The 20,266-nt window shown below is 60.4% G+C and carries 22 protein-coding genes, 1 tRNA gene and 1 pseudogene; 14 read left to right on the forward strand and 10 right to left on the reverse strand.

The genetic code is table 11. The features are described from left to right. The 4 genes and pseudogenes from BM193_RS27940 to BM193_RS27955 form a co-directional block, all read right to left on the reverse strand. Positions 1-228, reverse strand: a pseudogene (locus BM193_RS27940) (IS1595 family transposase); the annotation flags it as partial. Positions 229-323: 95 nt separating this feature from the next. Then, on the reverse strand, positions 324-1,202 hold the full coding sequence (locus BM193_RS27945) for an NAD(P)H-hydrate dehydratase (protein ID WP_092804662.1): 879 nt from the start codon (positions 1,200-1,202) through the stop codon (positions 324-326). Between the two features lie 27 nt (positions 1,203-1,229). After that, the gene (locus tag BM193_RS27950) at positions 1,230-1,994 is read right to left on the reverse strand and encodes a histidine phosphatase family protein (RefSeq protein ID WP_092804665.1); all 765 of its coding nucleotides are present in this window, start codon (positions 1,992-1,994) and stop codon (positions 1,230-1,232) included. A gap of 87 nt (positions 1,995-2,081) precedes the next feature. After that, positions 2,082-3,482, reverse strand: coding sequence for an L-cystine transporter (locus BM193_RS27955; protein ID WP_092804667.1), 1,401 nt, complete (start codon positions 3,480-3,482; stop codon positions 2,082-2,084). A gap of 279 nt (positions 3,483-3,761) precedes the next feature. Between BM193_RS27955 and BM193_RS27960 the strand changes: the two genes are divergently transcribed. From BM193_RS27960 to BM193_RS27970, 3 genes are all read left to right on the forward strand, one after another. After that, positions 3,762-4,139 carry a nuclear transport factor 2 family protein gene (locus BM193_RS27960; RefSeq protein WP_092804670.1) on the forward strand — a complete coding sequence of 126 codons (378 nt, stop codon included), beginning with the start codon at positions 3,762-3,764 and terminating at the stop codon, positions 4,137-4,139. Positions 4,140-4,148: 9 nt separating this feature from the next. After that, positions 4,149-4,538, forward strand: coding sequence for a hypothetical protein (locus BM193_RS27965; RefSeq protein ID WP_092804673.1), 390 nt, complete (start codon positions 4,149-4,151; stop codon positions 4,536-4,538). 145 nt (positions 4,539-4,683) lie between these two features. Then, positions 4,684-5,154 (forward strand): hypothetical protein, encoded by a 471-nt coding sequence (locus tag BM193_RS27970; RefSeq protein WP_092804676.1) that lies wholly within the window; start codon positions 4,684-4,686, stop codon positions 5,152-5,154. 29 nt (positions 5,155-5,183) lie between these two features. On the opposite strand, the gene BM193_RS27975 is transcribed toward BM193_RS27970, so the two are convergent. Next, positions 5,184-6,074, reverse strand: a complete 891-nt coding sequence (locus BM193_RS27975; RefSeq protein WP_254786463.1) for a LysR family transcriptional regulator — start codon at positions 6,072-6,074, stop codon at positions 5,184-5,186. Positions 6,075-6,276: 202 nt separating this feature from the next. On the opposite strand from BM193_RS27975, the gene BM193_RS27980 reads away from it, so the two are divergent. Beyond that, positions 6,277-7,245 carry an aromatic alcohol reductase gene (locus BM193_RS27980; RefSeq protein WP_092804682.1) on the forward strand — a complete coding sequence of 323 codons (969 nt, stop codon included), beginning with the start codon at positions 6,277-6,279 and terminating at the stop codon, positions 7,243-7,245. A 21-nt stretch (positions 7,246-7,266) separates the two neighbouring features. On the opposite strand, the gene BM193_RS27985 is transcribed toward BM193_RS27980, so the two are convergent. Continuing rightward, positions 7,267-7,872: an IMPACT family protein gene (locus tag BM193_RS27985; RefSeq protein WP_092832601.1), complete on the reverse strand. Its 606-nt coding sequence runs from the start codon at positions 7,870-7,872 to the stop codon at positions 7,267-7,269. A gap of 68 nt (positions 7,873-7,940) precedes the next feature. Next, positions 7,941-8,198, reverse strand: coding sequence for a hypothetical protein (locus tag BM193_RS27990; RefSeq protein WP_092804688.1), 258 nt, complete (start codon positions 8,196-8,198; stop codon positions 7,941-7,943). Positions 8,199-8,327: 129 nt separating this feature from the next. Here BM193_RS27990 and BM193_RS27995 point away from each other — a divergent pair, with 129 nt between their 5' ends. The 5 genes from BM193_RS27995 (at position 8,328) to BM193_RS28630 (ending at position 12,530) form a co-directional block, all read left to right on the forward strand. After that, the gene (locus BM193_RS27995; RefSeq protein WP_254786464.1) at positions 8,328-9,071 is read left to right on the forward strand and encodes an AraC family transcriptional regulator; all 744 of its coding nucleotides are present in this window, start codon (positions 8,328-8,330) and stop codon (positions 9,069-9,071) included. A 402-nt stretch (positions 9,072-9,473) separates the two neighbouring features. After that, positions 9,474-9,770, forward strand: a complete 297-nt coding sequence (locus tag BM193_RS28000) for a DUF4031 domain-containing protein (RefSeq protein ID WP_092804695.1) — start codon at positions 9,474-9,476, stop codon at positions 9,768-9,770. Between the two features lie 145 nt (positions 9,771-9,915). Beyond that, positions 9,916-10,809: a thymidylate synthase gene (locus BM193_RS28005; protein WP_302847697.1), complete on the forward strand. Its 894-nt coding sequence runs from the start codon at positions 9,916-9,918 to the stop codon at positions 10,807-10,809. Between the two features lie 4 nt (positions 10,810-10,813). Continuing rightward, positions 10,814-11,620, forward strand: coding sequence for a hypothetical protein (locus BM193_RS28625; protein WP_139176420.1), 807 nt, complete (start codon positions 10,814-10,816; stop codon positions 11,618-11,620). Beyond that, positions 11,610-12,530, forward strand: a complete 921-nt coding sequence (locus tag BM193_RS28630; protein ID WP_139176423.1) for an alpha-glutamyl/putrescinyl thymine pyrophosphorylase clade 3 protein — start codon at positions 11,610-11,612, stop codon at positions 12,528-12,530. Before BM193_RS28625 ends, BM193_RS28630 begins: the two co-directional genes overlap by 11 nt. Here the strand turns inward: BM193_RS28630 and BM193_RS28010 are convergent. After that, the gene (locus BM193_RS28010; protein ID WP_092804755.1) at positions 12,527-13,633 is read right to left on the reverse strand and encodes an ImmA/IrrE family metallo-endopeptidase; all 1,107 of its coding nucleotides are present in this window, start codon (positions 13,631-13,633) and stop codon (positions 12,527-12,529) included. The two genes, BM193_RS28630 and BM193_RS28010, sit on opposite strands and share 4 nt — an antisense overlap. Before the next feature lie 490 nt (positions 13,634-14,123). Then, a tRNA-Lys gene (locus BM193_RS28015) sits at positions 14,124-14,199 on the reverse strand. A 121-nt stretch (positions 14,200-14,320) separates the two neighbouring features. Between BM193_RS28015 and BM193_RS28020 the strand changes: the two genes are divergently transcribed. After that, positions 14,321-14,779, forward strand: coding sequence for a MarR family winged helix-turn-helix transcriptional regulator (locus tag BM193_RS28020; protein WP_092804736.1), 459 nt, complete (start codon positions 14,321-14,323; stop codon positions 14,777-14,779). After that, on the forward strand, positions 14,776-16,272 hold the full coding sequence (locus BM193_RS28025) for an MDR family MFS transporter (RefSeq protein ID WP_254786465.1): 1,497 nt from the start codon (positions 14,776-14,778) through the stop codon (positions 16,270-16,272). The genes BM193_RS28020 and BM193_RS28025 overlap by 4 nt, the downstream gene beginning before the upstream one ends. Here the strand turns inward: BM193_RS28025 and BM193_RS28030 are convergent. Beyond that, positions 16,266-17,354, reverse strand: coding sequence for an NADH:flavin oxidoreductase/NADH oxidase (locus tag BM193_RS28030; RefSeq protein ID WP_092804739.1), 1,089 nt, complete (start codon positions 17,352-17,354; stop codon positions 16,266-16,268). The two genes, BM193_RS28025 and BM193_RS28030, sit on opposite strands and share 7 nt — an antisense overlap. Before the next feature lie 106 nt (positions 17,355-17,460). Here BM193_RS28030 and BM193_RS28035 point away from each other — a divergent pair, with 106 nt between their 5' ends. The 3 genes from BM193_RS28035 to BM193_RS28045 form a co-directional block, all read left to right on the forward strand. Then, entirely contained in the window at positions 17,461-17,784 is a 324-nt protein-coding gene (locus BM193_RS28035) for an ArsR/SmtB family transcription factor (protein WP_092804751.1), read from the forward strand. Positions 17,785-17,892: 108 nt separating this feature from the next. Then, a complete protein-coding gene (locus tag BM193_RS28040) occupies positions 17,893-19,233 on the forward strand; it encodes a hypothetical protein (protein ID WP_092804742.1) in 1,341 nt (446 codons plus the stop codon). Positions 19,234-19,361: 128 nt separating this feature from the next. Beyond that, the coding region (locus BM193_RS28045) for an acyltransferase family protein (RefSeq protein WP_092832605.1) at positions 19,362-20,266 on the forward strand (905 nt) is incomplete at its 3' end.

Here is a 20,266-nt window from a genome sequence, read left to right on the forward strand (position 1 = left end):
GCACGGCACGCAACGGTAGCGCTGCAGTCCGTGCGCATGGCCATGCAGGTGAGCATGATTGCTATTGCAGACAGGACACTGCAATCGCCGCCGGGCCACGCTTTCGATCAGTGCCGCGGCAGCGCCCTGCGGTGCGCTTCCTCGCAGCAGAGCGATACCCGCCAGGCGCTGGCGACGGTTCAGTACGGCGAACTGGGCGATGAAGGTTTTCCATTGAGCTATCTGCATGAAAGGCTCCCGTTTGTCTGCGATGCACAGTCAGACAGCAGGGATACAGGAAGATTCCTGAACTTCCCCTACTTAACGGGGACAGAGCCTTGTTTTTATGCCGCCAGGTGGCGCAGCAGGGCCGGAATTTCGGCCGGGATTTCGCGCGCCAGGTAGCCGAGGATGCCGAAGCGCAGGGCCAGCTGGTCGCCCGCCAGCGCATGCAGGGCGATACCCCAGGCGCAAGCTTGCTCCAGTGGCGCGCCGCGCGCGGCCAGGCCCGTGATGATGCCGGCCAGGGTATCGCCGGAACCGGAAATGGCCAGGCCCACGTTGCCGCCCGCATGCGTCCAGGTGGTGCCATCGGGCATGGCGATGACGGTGTGTGCGCCTTTCAGGGCGACGATGGCGTGCCAGCGCCGCGCCGCTTCCACGGCGCTGGCGTGCGGGTCGGCCAGCACGGCATCCTTCGACAGCCCCGTCAGCTGCGCCAGCTCGCCCGCATGCGGGGTCAGCAGCACGGGCTGCGCAAAACGGAAGTGCGCGGGCTGGCGCACGACCTGCATGGCGCAGGCGTCGAGGATCAGCCGGCTGCCGGCGAACAGGGGCAGCAGGTGGCGCATCAGCTCGCAGCTGGCCGCCGTGTCGCACATGCCGGGCCCGATGAGCACCGCATCGACCTTGCCCGCCAGCGGCGCCAGCTGGTGCCGCGCCTCGTGCCGGAAGCCGCCCAGCGGCGTTTCATCGAGGCCGATGACCCGCGCCTCGGGCATGGCGATGGCCACCTGTGCCGCCACCGAGGCGCCCGTCGCCAGGGTCAGCTTGCCCGCACCGGCGCGCAGGGCGGCCGTGGCCGCCAGCAGAATGGCGCCCGGCATTTCCGCCGAGCCGGCAACGATCAGCAGGTGGCCGCGCACTTCCTTGTCGCCATCGGGGGCGGGCATGGGCAGTGGCCAGGAACGCAGCAGGGCGGGCGTGATTTCGGTAGTGGACATGGCGCACCTCGCGGCGAAATCAATGGTTCAGGATTTGGGCGCGGCCGGCATGTCGGGCTGGGCCGTGACGGGTGTGCCCGATGCTTCCAGCGGCGCGACGAAGTTGCACAGCTCCAGCTGCAGCTTGCCGTGCTTGCCCAGGGCGGGATTGAACGCGTAGGAAGTGACGCCGCAGTTGGGCACGTCGGCCGCCTTGTCGATGGCCAGGATGGCGTGCTCGTCGCAGCGTTCCAGCAGGTAGCGGAAGCAGTTGACGATGACCTGGTGGCCGACGATCAGCACCCGCTCGCCCCGGTATTCGCGCGTGATGGTGTCGAGCACGCTGCGCAGGCGCAGGATGACGTCGCACCAGCTTTCACCGCCGGGCGGGCGAAAATAGAACTTGCCCACGTGCTGGCGCTGCTCGTGCAGTTCGGGGTACTTGCTGGCGATGCCGTGCACGGTCAGGCGGTCGAGAATGCCGAATTCCTTTTCGCGCAGGCGCTCGTCGGCCACCACGGAGTTCAAGCTGTCTTCGTCGAGCCGCGCCAGCACGGCCTGCGCCGTCTGGTGCGCGCGCACGTACGGCGAGTACAGCACGACGGTCGGTTGTTGTTCAGGGGGCAGGGTGGCGAACCAGTCGCCCAGGGCTTGCGCCTGGCGCGCGCCGAGGTCCGAGAGGGGTACATCGACATCGCGCTCGGCGATGGCGATGAGTAACTGTTTTTCCGCTTCCGCGGCGTCGCGCGCCACGTTGCCGGCGCTTTGGCCGTGACGCACGATCCAGATTTGCTGCGGCCATTTCTGCTCCATCGCCTTGCGCTCCCATCCGTATTGATTAACGATCAATATAGACGAAAGCGGCAAGGCGCGGCGCGCCGCTGGTGTGGCCGGAAGGGCTTACGCCGTGTGTTCCGCCTCATCCAGGTCGGGCGCATCGTCGCTGTTGTAGACGGCCAGGTCGGTCTCGCCCATGACCCGGCTGGTGACGGTGCCGGCCGTGATGGAGCCGCTGACGTTCAAGGCCGTGCGGCCCATGTCGATCAGCGGTTCGACGGAGATCAGCAAGCCGGCCAGCGCGACGGGCAAGTCCATCGCCGACAGCACGATCAGCGCGGCAAACGTGGCGCCGCCGCCCACGCCGGCCACGCCGACGGAACCGATGGTGATGATGGCCAGCAAGGGCAGCAGGAAGCTGATGGTGAACGGATCGACGCCGACGGTGGGCGCGATCATCACGGCCAGCATGGCCGGATAAATGCCGGCGCAGCCGTTCTGGCCGATGGTCGAGCCGAACGAGGCGGCGAAGTTGGCGATGCCTTCCGGCGTGCCCAGGCGCTGCGTCTGCGTCTGCACGCTCATCGGGATCGAACCGGCGCTGGTGCGCGAGGTGAACGCGAAGGCCAGCACGGGGAAGACTTTTTTCACGAAGCGCAGCGGGTTCAGTCCCACGCCGGCGATGATGGCCAGGTGCACGAGGAACATCAATATCAGTGCGCTGTAGGACGCCACGACAAAGTTGATCAGTTTCAGGATGTCCGTATAGCTCGACGAGGCCACCACTTCAAACATCAGCGCGAAGACGCCGTACGGCGTCAGGCGCAGCACCAGCGTGACCATGCGCATGACGATGGCGTGCGCCACCTTCATGAAGTTTTCGAAGGACGCGAAAATCTCCGGTTTTTTCGCCGCGATGCCGGTGGCCGAGATGCCGATGAAGATGGAGAACACGACCACGGCGATGGTCGACGTCTTGCGCGCGCCCGTCATGTCGAGGAAGGGGTTGGTCGGCACGAAGCTGACCAGCAGTTTCGGCAGGGACAGCGCTTTCGCCGTTTCCAGCGAGCCTTGCAGCTGCACGCCGCGCGCCACTTCGGCGGCGCTCGAGGTCAGGCCCACGGCCGTCAGGCCGAACAGCTTGGCCATCAGGATGCCCAGCGCGGCGGCGATGGTGGTGGTGATGAGCAGGGTGCCGATGGTCAGCGCGCTGATCTTGCCCAGGGAACTCGCATCCTTGAGCTTCAAGATGGCGGAGATGATGGAGACCATGATCAGCGGCATGATGATCATCTGCAACAGTTTGACGTAGCCGCTGCCGACGATGTCGATGTATTCATTGGTGCCGACGATGATGGGCGAACCGGCGCCGTACAGCCACTGCACGGCCGCGCCCAGCAGCACGCCCAGGCCCAGGCCCGTGAACACGCGCACGGTGAACGTGGCGTGCTTGCGTTGCTGGTGGAACATGAAGGCGAAGACGAGCAGCGCAACGAGCAGGTTCAGAATGATGTTAATTGCCATGAAAGGGCCTTATCTTGGTTTTATTCGAGACTGCACTGAGCAATTATAAAACTTTGCCAGAAGTAACAGCTGCCCCAGCCTGGGACGGAAGGGCAAGCACTGTACAGTACTATGGGGGCGTTCTGCGCCATGCCGCAGCGAATATTACGCTATATGAATATGCCTCACAGGCATAAGCGCAGGGATAAGGCTTCCGGATGATTGTGCATCTGGCCATTTCATGCCAGCATTCTTTTCCCGTTTGCTAATATGGCGCGCGTGATTTTAATAAGGAAAAAAATGAATGCTTTGACGGAAGTACAAGTGCTGGATGCGGAAGAGCGCCTGCGCCTGGCCATGATGGCGTCCGACGTGGCCGCGCTGACGGTCCTGCTGGCGGACGACTTGTTGTTTACGAATCACCTGGGACATCTGCTGAGCAAGCACGCGGACCTGGCCGCGCACGAGCAGCGCCTGCTGACCATCACCGACCTGCGCGCCTCCGAGCGCCACGTGCGCATCTGCGGCCATGTGGCCGTGGTCTCCGTGCGCATGCAACTGACGGGCAGCTATCACGACGTGGAAACGCATGGCGACTTCCGTTTTACGCGCGTGTGGGCGCAGGATGGCGCCGGCGCGCTGCAAGTGATCGCCGCCCATTCGGGCGTGGTGGCGTAAGGAGTGGCAGTGGATCATCGTTCCAAAGGGCAGCTGGTCGAAGCTATCATCGCCGCCGGCCCCGCCACCCTGGCCATGACGGCTGGCTATCCCGTGCTGCTGTATAACCTGGTGCGCACCTGGGCCGAGGCGCCCGGCGCCAACGCGCTGGCGGCGCTGCTGCTGACGGGCGGCCTGTGGGCCTTGCTGGAATTCTGGCGCATCGCGCTGGCCACCGTGGCGCGCAAGGCGTATGCGTTCAACTGGCGTTTCTGGCTGGCCATCGCCGGTTTCCTCGCCTGCTTCGCGCGTTTCGTGCCGGACATGCCGGCCGGGCTGATGCTGGTCCTGCTGGTGCTGCCGGCGCTGGCGTGGACACATTTCATCTTGCTGCAGCTTAAACGTCCGCGTGACCTCTGAGGCGTGATGCTGGCGTTTTGCGTAGGCGATTCCCGGCCGTGGCAAGATCGTCATGCCACGGTCCCTGGCAATCGATATAATCATTTCCCACACGCATAGTAATGAGCATGCCTGGCGTCACTCCATTTATTTTGAAAGAATTTCAATGAAAGCTCTCTTTTTGCTGGTGTTCGTATCGGGCGCCGCCCTGGCCGATGATGCCGCCATGTTGCAATGCCGCTCGCTGGCCGACGTGTCCAGCCGCGTGAAATGCTATGACGCCATTCCGCTGGGCGTGGCGGCGCCAGCCATGCCGGCCGCCGTGGCAGCCGCCGTGCCGACGGCGCAGCAGCGCGAACAAAGCTTTGGCATGGAAACGGTCAAGGCGCCCAAGGCGGCCGTGCCGGAAGAAAAGACGTCGATCAGCAGCACGATTGCCGGCAAGTTCGATGGCTGGAGCGGCAATGAAATGATTAAGCTGGCCAATGGCCAGGTATGGCGCATCATCGATGGCAGTTCCGCCGTGCTGGCGCCACTCAACAATCCCAAGGTGACGGTCGAACGCAACTTCCTCGGTACCTTCTTCCTGAAGATCGACGGCACGAACAATTCGCCCAAGGTGCGCCGCGTACAGTAAAGGCCTGCCGCGCGGGGCGCGGGCGGGCATCAGTGCTGCGCGTCCATGTTGCGCAGCAGCTCGCCGATCCAGTCGATGAAGGAGCGCACGGCCGGCGACAGGTGCCGGTTTTGCGGATACAGGACCGACAGCGGCACGACCGGCCCCCGGTATTGCTGCAGCACGGGCACCAGCTGCCCGGCGCGCACATGCGCCGCCGCCAGGAAGCTGGCGATGCGTATCAGGCCCAGTCCTTCCAGGCCGCAGCTGATATAGGCGTCCGTATCGTTGACCGCCAGGCTGCCGCGCAAGGTGATGGCGCGCTCCTCGCCGTCGACGATGAAATGCCAGGCCAGCGGCCGCCCCGTATGCCCTGAGTGAAATTCCACCGCATGGTGTTGCGCCAGATCCTCCAGCGAGCGGGGCGTGCCATGCCGTTCCAGGTAGGCGGGCGAGGCGCACGTCACCCATTCGAAGCCGCCGATGCGGCGCGCCACCAGCAAAGCCGACAATTCCGGCACGCCCGCGCGCACCACGCAGTCGACGCCTGCCTGCAGCAGGTCGACGGGGCGGTCGCCCAGGGTCAGCACGAGATCGATGTCCGGGTAGCGGGCCTGGAAGGTCTGGATGGCGGGCAAGACCACCTGCCGCGCGAACGAGGACGTCATGTCCACGCGCAAGATGCCCCGCGGCTTGGCCGTGCCGTTCGACAAGACGCTGTCGACGCGTTTGAGCTCGCTCAAGATGCGCTGGCAATGTTCGTAATACACGTCGCCGTCCTGGGTCAGGCTCAGCTGTCGCGTCGTGCGCTGCAGCAGCCGCACGCCCAGCAAGGCTTCCAGGTCCTGGATCGAGCGGCTGACGGTGGAGCGCGGTATCGACAGATTCCTGGCCGCGCCGGCAAAGCTGCGCGCTTCCACCACGCGCGAGAAAATCTGCATGCCCCGTATCCTGTCCACCGCCGCTCCCGTGTCTGCTGTTGAGAGTCGATTATCCCATTTTTCGCAATTCTGAAGGCAGGTCGCGCCCGCTTATGGGGAAGCCGCCTCCTGACTATACTGCCCTGCATCCCGGCATGCCGTGCATACCCGCTGGCCGTGCCGAAAAATGGATCAATCTCCCACTCAACAGAAGGAAGCAAGCATGTCCCCTCATTCCCATGAATTGCCTCACGGCGCCATCCTCGTGCTCGGTGCCGGCGAACTTGGCATGGCGGTGCTGCGCCACCTGGCGCCGCGCTGCCAGGCACTGGCCAGGCCGCTCGCCGTGCTGGTGTCGCCCCGCTCGCTGCAGGCGCCGGACGCCGCGCAGGCACGCAGGCAGGCGGAATTGCGCGCCATGGGCGTGCGCCTGCTGTCCTTCGACCTGCAGGACGGCAGCGAGGCGGCATTGGCCGCGCTGCTGCAGCCATTCGATACGGTGCTCAATTGCACGGGTTTCGTGGCGGGGCCGGGCACCCAGACGAGGATCACGGGCGCCGTGCTGGCCGCCGGCGTACGCCGCTATTTTCCCTGGCAGTTCGGCGTCGATTACGACATCGTCGGCACGGGCAGCGGGCAGCCCGTGTTCGACGAACAATATGCCGTGCGCCAGCAGCTGCGCGCGCAGTCGGCCACCGCATGGGTGATCGTCTCGACGGGCATGTTTACCAGTTTCCTGTTCGAGCCGGCGTTCGGCCTCGTGGATTTCGACGGCGACGTGGTGCGGGCACTGGGCCGCTGGGAGACGCGGCTGACGGTGACCACGCCGGACGATATCGGCCGCCTCACCAGCGCCATCGTGCTGGAAGCACCCGCCATCCGCGACCGGGTGGTGTACGTGGCCGGCGACACGCTCTCGTATGGCCGGCTGGCCGAGATCGTGGAAGAGGTGACGGGACGCCCTTTCCGCCGCGAGCTGCTGACGCCGGAGCGGCTGGCCGCCGACCTCGCCAGGCAGCCCGGCGATGGCATGGCGCGCTACCGCATCGCCTTCGCGCGCGGCGACGGCATGTGGTGGGACAAGGAAAATACCTACAATGCGCAGCGCGGCATCGCCACGGTGGACGTGCGGACCTGGCTGCACGCGCACGGCGGCCTCTGGCACCCGCGCCGCACGCCGCCTGGCGCGTGAAGGACGCGACGCGGGGCGCCTTCAGTCCTGCGTTTCTTCTTCCGCCTTCAGCCAGCCGATGCGCCCGTTGCCCGCCTCGTCCAGGTGGGCCAGCAGGGCGCTGGCCGCCGTTTCCGGCAGGCTGAAATCGAACAGCACGCTGTCGCCGTGCGCCACGCTCAAGAGGGTGGCGCCGGCCCCGTCGAGCTCGCGGCGCAGCATGCCTTCCATCGCGTACGGCACGGTACAGCGCAGGGACCTTTGGCGCACGATGGCCGTCTTTTCCGCCTGCAACAGCGCCTGCGCCACGCTATCCGTGTAGGCGCGCACGAGGCCGCCCGCGCCCAGCTTGATGCCGCCAAAGTAGCGCACGACGGTGGCCAGCACGCCTTCGAGGTCCTGGTGGCGCAGCACGTCGAGCATGGGCCGCCCGGCCGTGCCGCTCGGCTCGCCATCATCGACGGCCGCCGACTGCCCGCCCGCCAGCAGCGCCCAGCACACGTGGCAGGCGCCCGGATGCTGCGCCTTCAAGTCATTGACCACCTGCTGCGCGCTGGCGCGGTCCGTCATCGGCTGCACGCAACCGATGAAACGGCTTTTCTTGATGATCAGTTCGCTGTGGACGGGGGCGGCAATGGTAAACGGCATGGCGGAGGCGAGGGCGGGCAAAGCAGCATGATAGAGGAAATGCGCGCCGGGGACGAGTCAGCGCCTGCTTACGCGTCCGCCGTGGATACCAGCGCGCGCAGCTTGGCGTCGCGCACCTGCAGAATATCGAATAGCCCCAGCGCGTGCAGGGCGGGCAGGGCGTCGACAATGTCGCGCTCTGCGCTGCGGCGTTCGGCGTCGCTGCTGGCCTCGTCCAGCCATTGCCTGGCATTGGCCAGGAAGGCGCCCACCGTGCCCTTGCGCACGGTGACGCCGTTGAACTGGCCCTGGTTTTGCTGATCGGGTAAGACGTCTTCTGCACGCATGGCGCACTCCTGAAGGTTGGAAAGACTTCACTGTATGATGACCGGATTGTCTTGCCTGCGTTGTTTATGACTATCGATACGTCAAATCCGCCAATTTTTCCGGCATCGCTGTCGTCGCCGCTGCGTGCCATGCGCATTGTCCAGCGGCAGGAACGGGTGACGGGGGCGCACCGCCATGCCAGCGGCCAGCTGTTCGGCGCCATGCGGGGCTTGCTTTCCGTGCTTGCCGACAGCGGCCAGTGGGTGGTGCCCGCCAGCCACTGCGTGTGGATGCCGCCCCATCACGTGCACGCGCTGCGTTCGCACGGCCCGTTTGCGGGCTGGAGCGTGTATGTGGACGAGGCCAGCTGCGCCGGCTTGCCCGCCGCGCCTTGCGTGATGCGCGTCTCGGGCTTGCTGCGCGAAGCGGTGGCCCGCGCCAGCGCCTGGGAGGCGGATGTGTCTGACGTACCGGACGCGCGGCAGGCCCGGGTGGCAGGCGTGATCCTCGACGAGATCGCCGCCGCGCCGCACGAACCGTTCGGATTGTCGCTACCCACTGACCCGCGCCTGCTGCGCGTGGCGCGCGCCATGCTCGATGACCTGGCCGACGAGCGTGGCGTGGAAGCGCTGGCCGCCTGGGCCGGCGTATCCCCGCGCACCCTGGCGCGCCGTTTCACGATCGAGACGGGCTTTACGCCCTCCGCCTGGCGCCAGCGCGCCCGCATCCTGCGCGCCCTGGAACGATTGGCCGCCGGCCAGCCCGTGACAAATATTGCGCTGGACCTGGGCTACGACAACGTCAGCGCCTTTATTGCCATGTTCAAGCGCGTGATGGGCGTGACGCCGGGCAGGTATGGGGATGGCAGTGAATCGAGCAATATCGGTGTTTGATAAAGCGCACCTTGCTGTTGATAGAGATGGTTAAGGCTGAAATCGTGTACGAATGCCGGACTTGAGTATGGGCCCCGCAGATTTTTCTGTTGCGCTGATTGGTAAGAAGGTAATATAGAAAAGGGGCGCATTTTCCATCATTTGATCGCCTTGACGATATCGCGAATTAACTGAAGGTTTCATTGCCTACGCTGTTAGGCGATCTCGGCCAGAAGGAAAATTTCGGCGAGTTGCTAGGCGAAGTAGTGAAGGATTTAACGCACCGAGAGCAGGAGTTTGTTTATGCATTCGCAGTGCAATATGCTCAACACTGGCGAGCGGGACGGAAGAAGTAATTTAGTCTTATTATATCTGCTTCGCAATATAATTGATTCGGTAAGGAGTAGTTGATGAGAGAATTTAATGGCGGTCTATGTCGATAATGTAAGAATTTTTTGGAGAGGTAAGCACTGGTGTCATTTAGTTGCAGATTCGCTGGGCGAGCTCCATACCTTTGCCATCATTTTAGGCTTGAACAAGTCTTGGTTTCAACCTAATGCATCATACCCTCATTATGATATAACGATTTCTATGCGCGATAGAGCTCTATCGCTCGGTGCTCATGTTGGCGATAGAAGGAAAATAATTGGTTGTGCTAAAGTTTTAAAGAGGGAATTTGAATTTTCACGAGGCACATCTGTGCAAATGGATTTATTTTAAGAGCTACATAAATAGTAGATTTCTTCGATAGGAGTGAAGTGTGTATATACCTGCCAATTCCTTAGATGATTTGTTGATGCAGGTTTATCAAAGGCTATTGAAGGGGCGCACTAGAATAAATCCTACTAAGGGTGCCGCTGTAGAGATGTCTGGTATATTGCTAAAAATATCAAATCCGCGTGCTCGCCTAAGTCGGGCTGAAACGCGGAGCACTTTATTCACTTGCTTAGGTGAATTCATGTGGTACTTGGCCGGTAGTAATAGGCTGGATTTTATAAAATATTACATTCCCATGTATACCGAATTTTCTGATAACGGACGTACGATACATGGAGGGTATGGCCCGCGACTCTTTGGGAAAGAAGAAAGAGCTCAGGTTAGCACTGTAATTCAGATAATAAAGCGAAAATTTGAGTCGAGGCAGGCGGTAATTCAGCTATTTGATGCTGCTGATCTTTTAGAGGCTCATAAGGATATTCCTTGCACTTGTACGATCCAGTTCCTGTTGAGACGTGGCAAGCTAGACATGATCGTTAGTATGCGCTCCAACGATGCTTTCAAGGGGCTACCTCACGACGTTTTTTCATTTACTATGCTTCAGGAAATAGTCGCGCGATCAGTAGGAGCTGAGCTCGGATGGTATAAACATGTCGTGGGTAGTCTTCACCTTTACGATGAGAATCGCGCTGAGGCAGAACGTTATGTAGGCGAAGGGTGGCAGGAAACTGTTGCAATGGATTCTATGCCAAAAGGTGACCCGTCTCAGGCCTTGTCATCGTTAAGACGTATGGAAAAGAAAATTCGAAGTGGGCAGGATTTTGATGTACGTGAGTTGGAACTGGATCCTTATTGGTCCGATATTATTCGGATCCTTCAAATATTTAAATTCACGAAGGAAGATGGGATGTTGAACAGGGTTCCTGTTTTAAAAAGGCAAATGGCATCAAAGGTATACGCTCCATATATTACGAAACGACATCGCTCCCGTCTTGCAAAAAGCGCTCCGGCACAGCTAGATTTATTTCCTGATGGAGAGTAATTGAGTGAGAGCCACTATTCGCGGATTGTTGGATGAGTTGGATCAATCGCTTGCTTGTAATGATGAAATAATCCGGTGGGCGTCTCCGGTTCCGGTTTTTGGTCATCATAAAATTGCAGGGATTGCAACTCTGGGGCTTAATCCTAGTAATCGAGAGTTCGTTAATGCGATAGGCGAGCCTCTGACTGGGGAGTTAAGGCGGTTCCATTCCTTAGCCACGCTCGGACTTGTGAGATGGTCGTCTGCTAGTGATAGGCAAATAGATGAGATTATTGATAGTTGTAGGCAGTATTTTTTTAATAATCCATACGATTCTTGGTTCCGCAGTTTGGATAAAATACTATTGGAAGCTGGATTTTCTTACTATTCCAAAGAGCGACATGCTTGCCATCTCGACTTAGTCCCATACGCAACAAAAATAAAATGGGGTAATCTTGGCAGGGGCAGTAAGGAAATCTTATTAAATTCTTCTAAAAACCTAATAGGGAATATCCTTCAGAGCTCCTCCATAAGTGTGTTGTTGCTGAATGGCCAGGGCGTAGTGAACCTTTTTTGTGACTTGCTCGATTCTCCATTGGAGGCTACTTCGATCGATGGATGGAAATTGGCTAGGTCAAATGGCTCTTATGTCGAGGGGCGCGCCTATAGGGGCATTGTTACGAAAATAGCGGGTATTGATCTTGGTAGGAAATTGCTCGTAATCGGATACAATCATAACATTCAAAGCAGCTTTGGTGTGAGTAATAAAGTGAGGATTTCGATTGCTAATTGGATTGGAATTATTGTGGGGGAGTTTGAATTTGAAACCTAAAGATATTAAGTTTGCTAATGGATTGAAGGATAAGCTTGTTAACTTTGATAAGGCTGCACGACCGCTGCCTGGTCTTAATGATAGAGTTGCAATGGAGGTCTTTCTTGAGCAAATTGTCGAAAGCGTACATCGGGTAAAATATATATCTCTATTAATGAAAAGGGATATAAGTCCATTGCGGGCCAACTCAAAAAGCGAGTTTTTTGATCCTGAAAAAGCGGCGATTTATTATAAACGTGTGGGTAATATTGATGAGGCATGCTGGCTTGTGTTTCTCTCTGTGTTTTTCGGAAAGAACCTAAAGGGTGGTTGGCGCTATTTGACCGAGACCTATGACCGGCTTGGACAAGGCGGATTGTGGGATTGGAATTCCGTTAAGGCAGACCCCGACGCTTTTGGTGAATGGATATTGAGAAACCAACATATATTGAAGCGCGATGGTGTTCGAGGCGGCTTTGGGAATCATCGCAAATATAATAGCCTAACTCAAGCTCCCAAAGCTGTTAAAACCTACATAGAGTGGGTCGGTAACTCTCACCTGGAGTTATTTGATAGGGTAGCGAGAGAGGTGGGGGCTGATCGCCGAAAGCAGTTTGCGCATCTTTATCGCACTTTAAATAGCGTCTTTACCTTGGGGCGTACTGGTAAATTTGACTATCTGACGATGATAGGGAAAATGGGTCTTGCAACCATTGAGCCTGGCTCGGCCTATATGGCCGGTGCCACTGGGCCGCTTGCGGGAGCTCGGTTGTTGTTCGGAGGTGTGTCTACCGCAAACTTACCAAGAGTGGTTTTGGATAAATGGCTTGTTGAGTTGGAGGCGGATTTGGGTGTTGGAATGCAAGTTATGGAGGACTCTTTGTGCAATTGGCAAAAAAATCCTGCAAAATTTGTGGCATTTAGAGGTTAAGTGGTGAGTGATTTTCCATCAACCCAGCTATATCTTACTTTAAGATTGTTATACCTATTGTGAGGTATTAGATTTATATGCTGCAATTGACCTACTACGATCCCCGGTGAAATCCCAATGTTTTTTGCGAATCGCATAATTTTTTTGTGATCATTATAGATGGCCTTCAACTCATGTAGATGATCTTTGGGAATAAGGAAGGACGACGAAAATGCATTTGCTTCATTTTCTTCATGGCTAGATGTGAGATTGGTGCCTTCCAGGAAAAGCCTATCTTGACCATGTAGAATAAGATGTGCTGCCTCATGAAAGAATGAGAACCAAAAATGGTCGTCAGAGAGGTATCGAAAGCTAAGCTGTAGTATGGCTTTATTTTTGCTGATAAATCTAGTCGCCCCGCTAGCTCGACATCCTGTTGGTGATCTTGCAATTACAAGCGCTACACCCTGGCCGGCACATATTTGAGTTAGTAGTGGTAGGAAGTCGCTTGGCTCCTTCATTCTTGTGAGCGGCCGAATGCTGTCCAGCGACTTTTCAAAGTCTTTCTTGTTCCATTTCTTGCACGCTATTTCGTCCGCCAATATTTCGCCTTGTCGCAACCAAGCGGCAACTGCTCCAGTTTCCGAGCTGTAAGTCGAAGAAGTGCGAAATGCTGCTAAGTGAGTAGGATTCGCATATTTTTCAAGCCAAGTATCAAGGCTTGATACGTTAAAATAGCGAAGACCTTGAATTATTTTGGCGTGAGAGTCGCTGAGAGGCGCTATCCATCCAAGTTTAACAAGCTCGTTCCATGGGATGTTATCCCACCAATTTTTGGTATCAGCTTGTATGGGATTACCAAACAGGCGCTCTAGCTCACTCCGAAATTGTTTCTCACGGTTCAGCCAAAAGGTACTGGTGCTTCCCAGCGTTGCGGCAAGAGTTACCGCCAGCTCGGCCGAGATGGCAACCTCACCGGACAGTAGCTTATTAGCGATCTCATGCGACAGGCTTGCTTTTTTTGCAAAATCCGTCAGTGAAAGGGCGCGTTCGTTTAGGATGTCAGAAATCGTGTCGCCAGGAGGGGAGACCCAGCGCGGCGAAAGCTGTTCAGAGGTCATCATGGTCGTTTTCTATTCCTATAATTTTAATCCGGCTGACACGCGACCAGTCCATCCCACCAGTCTTTAGAATAGGATTTTTTGGGTGATTAGCACAAAATACCAGAGTATTTCCGTCAGCTAGATCTAACGTGAATCTGCCTGGGCTAACGTGATCCACTTCCCGTGGATTCCCCGCTGCCAGCTCGCTGACGTATGCACATGCTCGTAGGTCGGCAAGCCTGCCTAGGAGCTTTATGGCGACTTGCGAGCCTAATTTGCGGACAGCGGCTGTTTCGCTCTCACAAAGTTGGCGTAGTGATTTTTCAGCAAACGCAAGTTGCATCGAATTCAAGGATGGCTGTCCGTGGGTTTGGTAACTATATTTTGACCAATGACAATTATACTTCCTGGTGGATGCAAGTGCGCGCGCGGGGCTGTTTTGAAGTGACCAGACAGAGACCAGAAACAAAAAAGCCCACGAACGTAAATTCGTGGGCTTTTCTGAAGTATTTGGTAGGCCGTGCGGGATTCGAACCTGCGACCAACGGATTAAAAGTCCGCTGCTCTACCAGCTGAGCTAACGACCCAAGGGCGGCTATTATGACGGCCAATGGCGGTTTTGGGAAGGGCCGGGATGGAAAAAAAGCCTTGCAGCGCGGTCATGGACGGACTAATATAAGTAGATAGCCTACCTATTTATGTGATCTCATGCCCAATACCGAAGACCTTCCCATCCCCGAGCGCGCGCTGGCGCTGTCCGATGACTTGCGCGTGGCGTTCAAGCGCCTGCTGCGTTCCATGCAGCGCGAAGGGGGCGAGCTGGAGGGCGGCGTATCGATGATGCAGTACATGCTGCTGGCCCTGATCCACGAGCAGCCCGGCATCGGCGTGGCCGCGCTGGCGCGGCTGCAGAATGTGCGCGGGCCCACCGTCAGCGCCCAGGTCAAGGCACTGGAAGAGGCGGGCCTCATCGAGCGCAGCGCGCCCGATCCGCAGGACCGCCGGCGCTCGGGCCTGCAGGTGTCCGCACATGGGCTGGCCATCCTTGAGAGCCTGCGCGCGCGGCGCCGCGATGCGCTGGCGCGGCGCATCGCCCGCCTGTCGCCGCGGCAGATCGATGCGCTGGAAGCGGCCATGCAGCCGCTGCTCGAGATTGGACAAGCATGAGTACCCCGGACAACACCGCGGCCGCGCAAGCGCCGCTGACGGAACGCGAAGTGCGCGCCACGTATCTGGGCCTGATGGCCGTGCTGGGGCTGGGCGCGCTGGACCAGAGCATCGTCGCCACGGCCTTGCCGCGCATCGTCGACGACCTGGGCGGCATGGCGCATCTGTCGTGGGTCGTCACGGCGTATGTGCTGGCGTCGACGGCCACCATGCCCCTGTACGGCAAGCTGGCCGACCAGTATGGCCGCCGCCCGATGATCTTCACGGCGCTGCTGACCTTTTTGCTCGGTTCCGTGCTGTGCGGGCTGGCGCAGAACATGACGGAACTCATCATTTTCCGCGCCATCCAGGGCCTCGGCGCGGGCGGCTTCATGCCGCTGGCGCAGATCATCATCGGCGACATCGTGCCGCCCGCCGAGCGGGGCAAGCGGCAGGGCATGGTGCCCATCGTGTTTGCCGTCACCAGCGTGCTAGGGCCCGTGCTGGGCGGCGTCATCACCGATGCCCTGTCGTGGCACTGGATTTTCTATGTCAACCTGCCGGTGGGCATTGTGGCCTTTTATATCATCGCGCGCGCCATGCGCAAGCCCGTGCGCACGCATGCGCACCGGATCGATTACCTGGGTTCCGCCTTGCTGACGGGCGCCATCACGGCGGCCCTGCTGATGCTGGCGCTGGGCGGCACCGAGTGGCCGTGGGACTCGCTGGCCATCAAGGTGTGCGGCGGCGCCGCCCTGTTGCTGGGCGCCTGGCTGGCCTTCCACGTGGGACGCGTGGACGAACCCGTGCTGCCGCCCGACCTGTTCGAGAACCGCACCTTCAATATCGCCAGCCTGGTGATGGCCATGACTTTCATGGGCCTGATGGGCGCCAGCGTCTTTTTCCCCCTGTTCTTCCAGCTGGTGATGGGCACGAGTCCCGCCGAATCGGGCGTGATGACGGTGGCCATGATGGTGGGCCTGGTGGCCTCGTCGATGTTCAACGGCAGGGTGCTGTCGCGCTCGGGCAAGTACAAGATGGTGCAGGTGGCGGGGCTGGGCGTGGCGGTCGTGGCGTTTGCCGTGCTGGCCTGGGCCATGGAAACGTCGCAGGGTTACTGGATCATCGAGCCGGCCATCTTCCTGCTCGGCACGGGATTAGGCTTGGTGATGCCGAACATGACGATCGCTGTGCAAAATGCCTTGCCCCTGGCGCGGCGCGGCGTGGGCACGGCCATGCTGGCCTTCTTCCGCTCGCTGGGCGGCTTGCTGGGCGTGACGGCGTCCGGCGCCATCCTTGCGCACCAGTTGCATCAACACGGCGTCGAAGTCGTCTCGGCGCTGGGTGCGCACGCGGCGCAGGCGCAAACGGTTGAGGTGTACCGCCACGCCATCGCCAGTGTGTTTGGCGCCGGCGCCGTACTGCTGCTGGTGGGGCTGGTCTTCCTGCTGTTCTTGCCGGAACTGCCCCTGGAAGGGCATCCGGCAACGTTAAAGGCCAAGACTGATCAGTAGCGTTCCAGCCAGTGGGCGTACGGTGCCGGCATGACCCACGAGGCGCGCTCGACGCCGAGTTCCTTGGCGGCAAAGTATGCCCAGTGCGGATTGGCCAGGTGGGCCTTGCCGACCATCACCACGTCGAGTTGCTCGTCCTTGACGACGCGTTCGGCGATGGCGGGCGTGCCGAAGCCCCAGGCGGACGAGACGGGAACGCCCGCCTCCGTGCGCACGCGCTCGGCGATCGGGCCCATGAAGGCGGGGCCCCACGGAATCGACACGTCGGGAATGGTAAAGCCCATGCTGACGCTGAGCATGTCCATGCCCGCCTCCTTGAACTGGCGCACGAGGCCGATGGATTCGAGCAGGGTCTGCTCGTCGCGGCCATCGAATTCCAGCACGCCGAAGCGGATCGTCAGCGGCAGGTGCTCGGGCCACACTTCACGCACGGCTTTCAATGTTTCCAGCAGGAAGCGGCTACGGTTTTCCACGCTGCCGCCATACATGTCGTCGCGCTGGTTCGAATGGGCGGAAAAGAAACTTTGCGCCAGGTAGCCGTGGGCGAAATGCAGTTCCAGCCATTCGAAGCCCACTTCGCGGGCGCGCACGGCCGCGTCGACGAAGTTCTGTTTCACGCGGGCGATATCGTCGAGGTCCATGGCGCGCGGCACCTTGCCGAGGCCGCCGCCGAAGGCGATGGCGGACGGGGCGATGGTTTGCCAGCCGCGCGCGTCGCCTTCAGCAATGTGGTCGTCGCCTTCCCATGGGCGGTTGGCGCTGGCCTTGCGGCCCGCGTGGGCGATCTGGATGCCGGGCACGGCGCCGGCCGCCTTGATGGCCTTTACCACCGGCACGAAGGCTTGCGCCAGGTCATCGTTCCAGATGCCCGTGCAGCCGGGCGTGATGCGGCCTTCTGGCGCCACGGCCGTCGCTTCGACGATCACCAGGCCCGCGCCGCCACGGGCCATGCCCGCGTAATGCGACAGATGCCAGTCGTTGGCGGCGCCATCGACGGCCATGTACTGGCACATGGGCGGCACGGCGATGCGGTTGCGCAGGGTGATGTCTTTGAGGGTGTAGGGCTGGAAGAGGGCGGACATGGTGGCCTTTGTGTTGGTTTTCAGAAAAGTTAGGTCAAGCAAATTCGGTAGTTCGTAAATATTCGAAGAATGGAATTAGTATAGCGCATGCTGTATGATTGTGCTCATGCGTCCACACAAACATCCTTCCGCCAGCGAATTCGTCCTCGAGCGCGTCCTCTACGCCCTGAGCGATTCCATTCGCCTCGACATCGTGCGCCACCTGGCGCGCGTGGAGGCGGCCGCGTGCGGCGATCTGGATGGCGGACGGCCGAAATCGACCGTCTCGCACCACTTCAAGGTCTTGCGCGAAGCGGGCCTGGTGTGCACGGAAAACGTGGGCACGACGCACATGAATACCCTGCGCCGCGCCGATATCGAGAGCCGTTTCCCCGGCTTGCTCGATGCCATCCTGGCGCAGCAGCCGCAGGCGCCAGCCGAGTTGCCGTAGAATATCCTCAATATTGCTGATTTTTCAGCATGTACCGGGGACTTGAAACGAATGTCAGCTTCTGCGCGGCCTCGCTTGCGGGGTAATTCCCATTTTTTTGCGGCTGCCATGCTGCTGGCTGCCTGCTCGCCATACACGGCGCCGCCGGAAGGTCTTTACGCGGGCGTGCTCAAGCGTGGTGAGAGCGTCACCGAGGCCACGCCGGCCGGGCCGTTCACCGCGCTGGCGATCCAGTACCGCCAAGGCGGCGGTTACCTGACGTCCACCCAGATCGATTCGATGCGGCTGTTGTACCGCGACAAGGTCCTGATCAGGAAGGCCGAAGGTATCACGCGCTGGGACGGTATCGGGCAGCCTGTCTATTTCGCCGACGTGTTTGAGCAGTCCGACAAGGTGCTCAAGCTGGCGTACGAGCACGATGGCAAGGCCGTGGTGCAGCGGATCGCGGCGGCCGATATCGCATACCGTGCCACCGTGGCCTTTCCGCATGGCTTTCCGCTGGCGCCAGGCTTGCTGTACTTTCCCGGCCAGCTGCAACCGGGCTTCCTGCTGCAGGCGCTGCCACTCAGGGAAACGGTGCTGCCCGACCCGCTCGTCGGCAACTACAGCCTGCATGCCAATACCCTGGCCGCGATCTCGCCGGACGGCATGTCGTTTGCCATGGTCGACAGTGACAGCGCGCCATCGGTCGTGATGGTGGTCGATGCCGATGGCGGCCGGCGCGAGGCCATCGGCCTGCCCAGGACCTATCTGGCAGACTTGCCGGATGCGCAGGCTAATCCTTACGTGCGCGTATGGGACTGGGCGCGTACCACGTTCGCCTGGCACAAGAATGGCGCCGGCAAGTGGGAGGTGCGTACTGCTGCTGCGCCCGGCACGCCGGCCAATGCGGTCGAAGAATTGTTTATCGATGAGCAGTCCGGTTATCGGCAATGCTTTGCCGCCAGCAATACCGCGTGCCTGCGCACCTGGCGTGCCGCCGACGCGGCGCAGTTGCGCAAGACATTCGGGCCGGACTACGCGCCGCCCTTTGCCTGGGTGCCGCAGGCGGCCACCCGGGCGTTTGGCGCGAATGTCTCGCTGCTGCTGTTCTCCCGGCTGGGCTTCAGCGGCACCGGCACCGGTTATTCCGCCTATGTCGACGGCGGCCAGGAGGCGCTTGCCGCGCAGCTGTCCATGCGCTTGCAGGACCGCAATATCCCCTTCGTGCGCGTCGATCAGTGTCCGCCCCGCCTGGGCCATGGCGGCAAGTGCGCCGCGCCGCTGGCGGACAAGCTGGGGCGCGCCGAGTCGAACGGGCGCGAGCTGGAGCAACTGATCCATAGCATGGAAGATCAGCCTGGCGCGCTGTTCATTCTGCCATCGATGGCCGTGATGGTGCGGGCGCGGCAAGAGGGTGGCAGCGTGATTCAAACCCTGATGCGCGCCGATTTTTCGCGCAAGGACTGATATTGCCTGACTGCCGCGCGTCACCAAAGTGCCAGGCTCGGCTATGATGTCGGCCTTTCGGTAAATCCCCGGCCGCGCGCCTGTTGCGCGATGGCTGGCGACACTGCCTGGCACGGCAAGGATAGGGAATGACGGTAGCGGCAGCGGCATCACAGGCGGACCTGGCAAAACGTCCGCAGTTTGGCTGGATCAATGGTTTGAAGGCGGGGGCGGCGCAATTGATCGTGCTGCACCACCTGGCGTTTTACGGCCCCATGTCCGATTACGTGCAGCCCCTGTGGCCCGCATTGCTGGACTGGCTGGGCGGCAGCGCGCGCATCGCCGTGCAAGTGTTCCTCGTCATCGGCGGCTTTCTCGTCGCCAAATCCCTCTCGCCCGCCGGGCGTCCCGGCATTGCCTCTCCCGTGCACGCCATCTGGCGCCGCTATGCCAAGCTGGCGCCGCCGTTTCTGGCCGCCACCTTGCTCGCCGCCGTGCTGACGCCCGTGGCCGGCATCTGGATGCAGCACGATTCCATGTCGGCCGCCGTCACCCTGGGCCAGCTCAGCGCCCATGCCTTGCTGCTGCATGGCGTGCTGGGCTATGAATCGCTGTCGGCCGGCGCCTGGTACGTGGCCATCGATTTCCAGCTGTATATGCTGACGGTATCGCTGCTGTGGCTGGGCGGCCGCCTGGCCGGTCAGCGGCGCATGGGCTGGCTGATGCCACTGGCCGTCACCGTCGGCATCGTGTTTTCCCTGCTGTATTTCAATCTCGATGCGGACTGGGACAATTGGGCGCCGTATTTCTTCGGCAGCTATGGCTTGGGGCTCATGGCCTGGTGGGCCAGCGACCCGGCCCGTACACCCCGAGCCATGACCGCGCTCATGGCCATGGCCGCCGTGCCCGTCCTGCTGGCCCTGGCCATCGACTACCGCAGCCGCATCGCCCTGGCGCTGGTCGTCGCCTGCGCGCTGATCCTGTTCGGCCGCGCCCGCACGCCGTCGCAGGGCCGCGCCTGGAACATCGTCAACACCCTGGGCCGCATCTCGTA

The sequence above is a fragment of the Janthinobacterium sp. 344 genome, assembly GCF_900112025.1.
GTDB lineage: Bacteria > Pseudomonadota > Gammaproteobacteria > Burkholderiales > Burkholderiaceae_D > Janthinobacterium.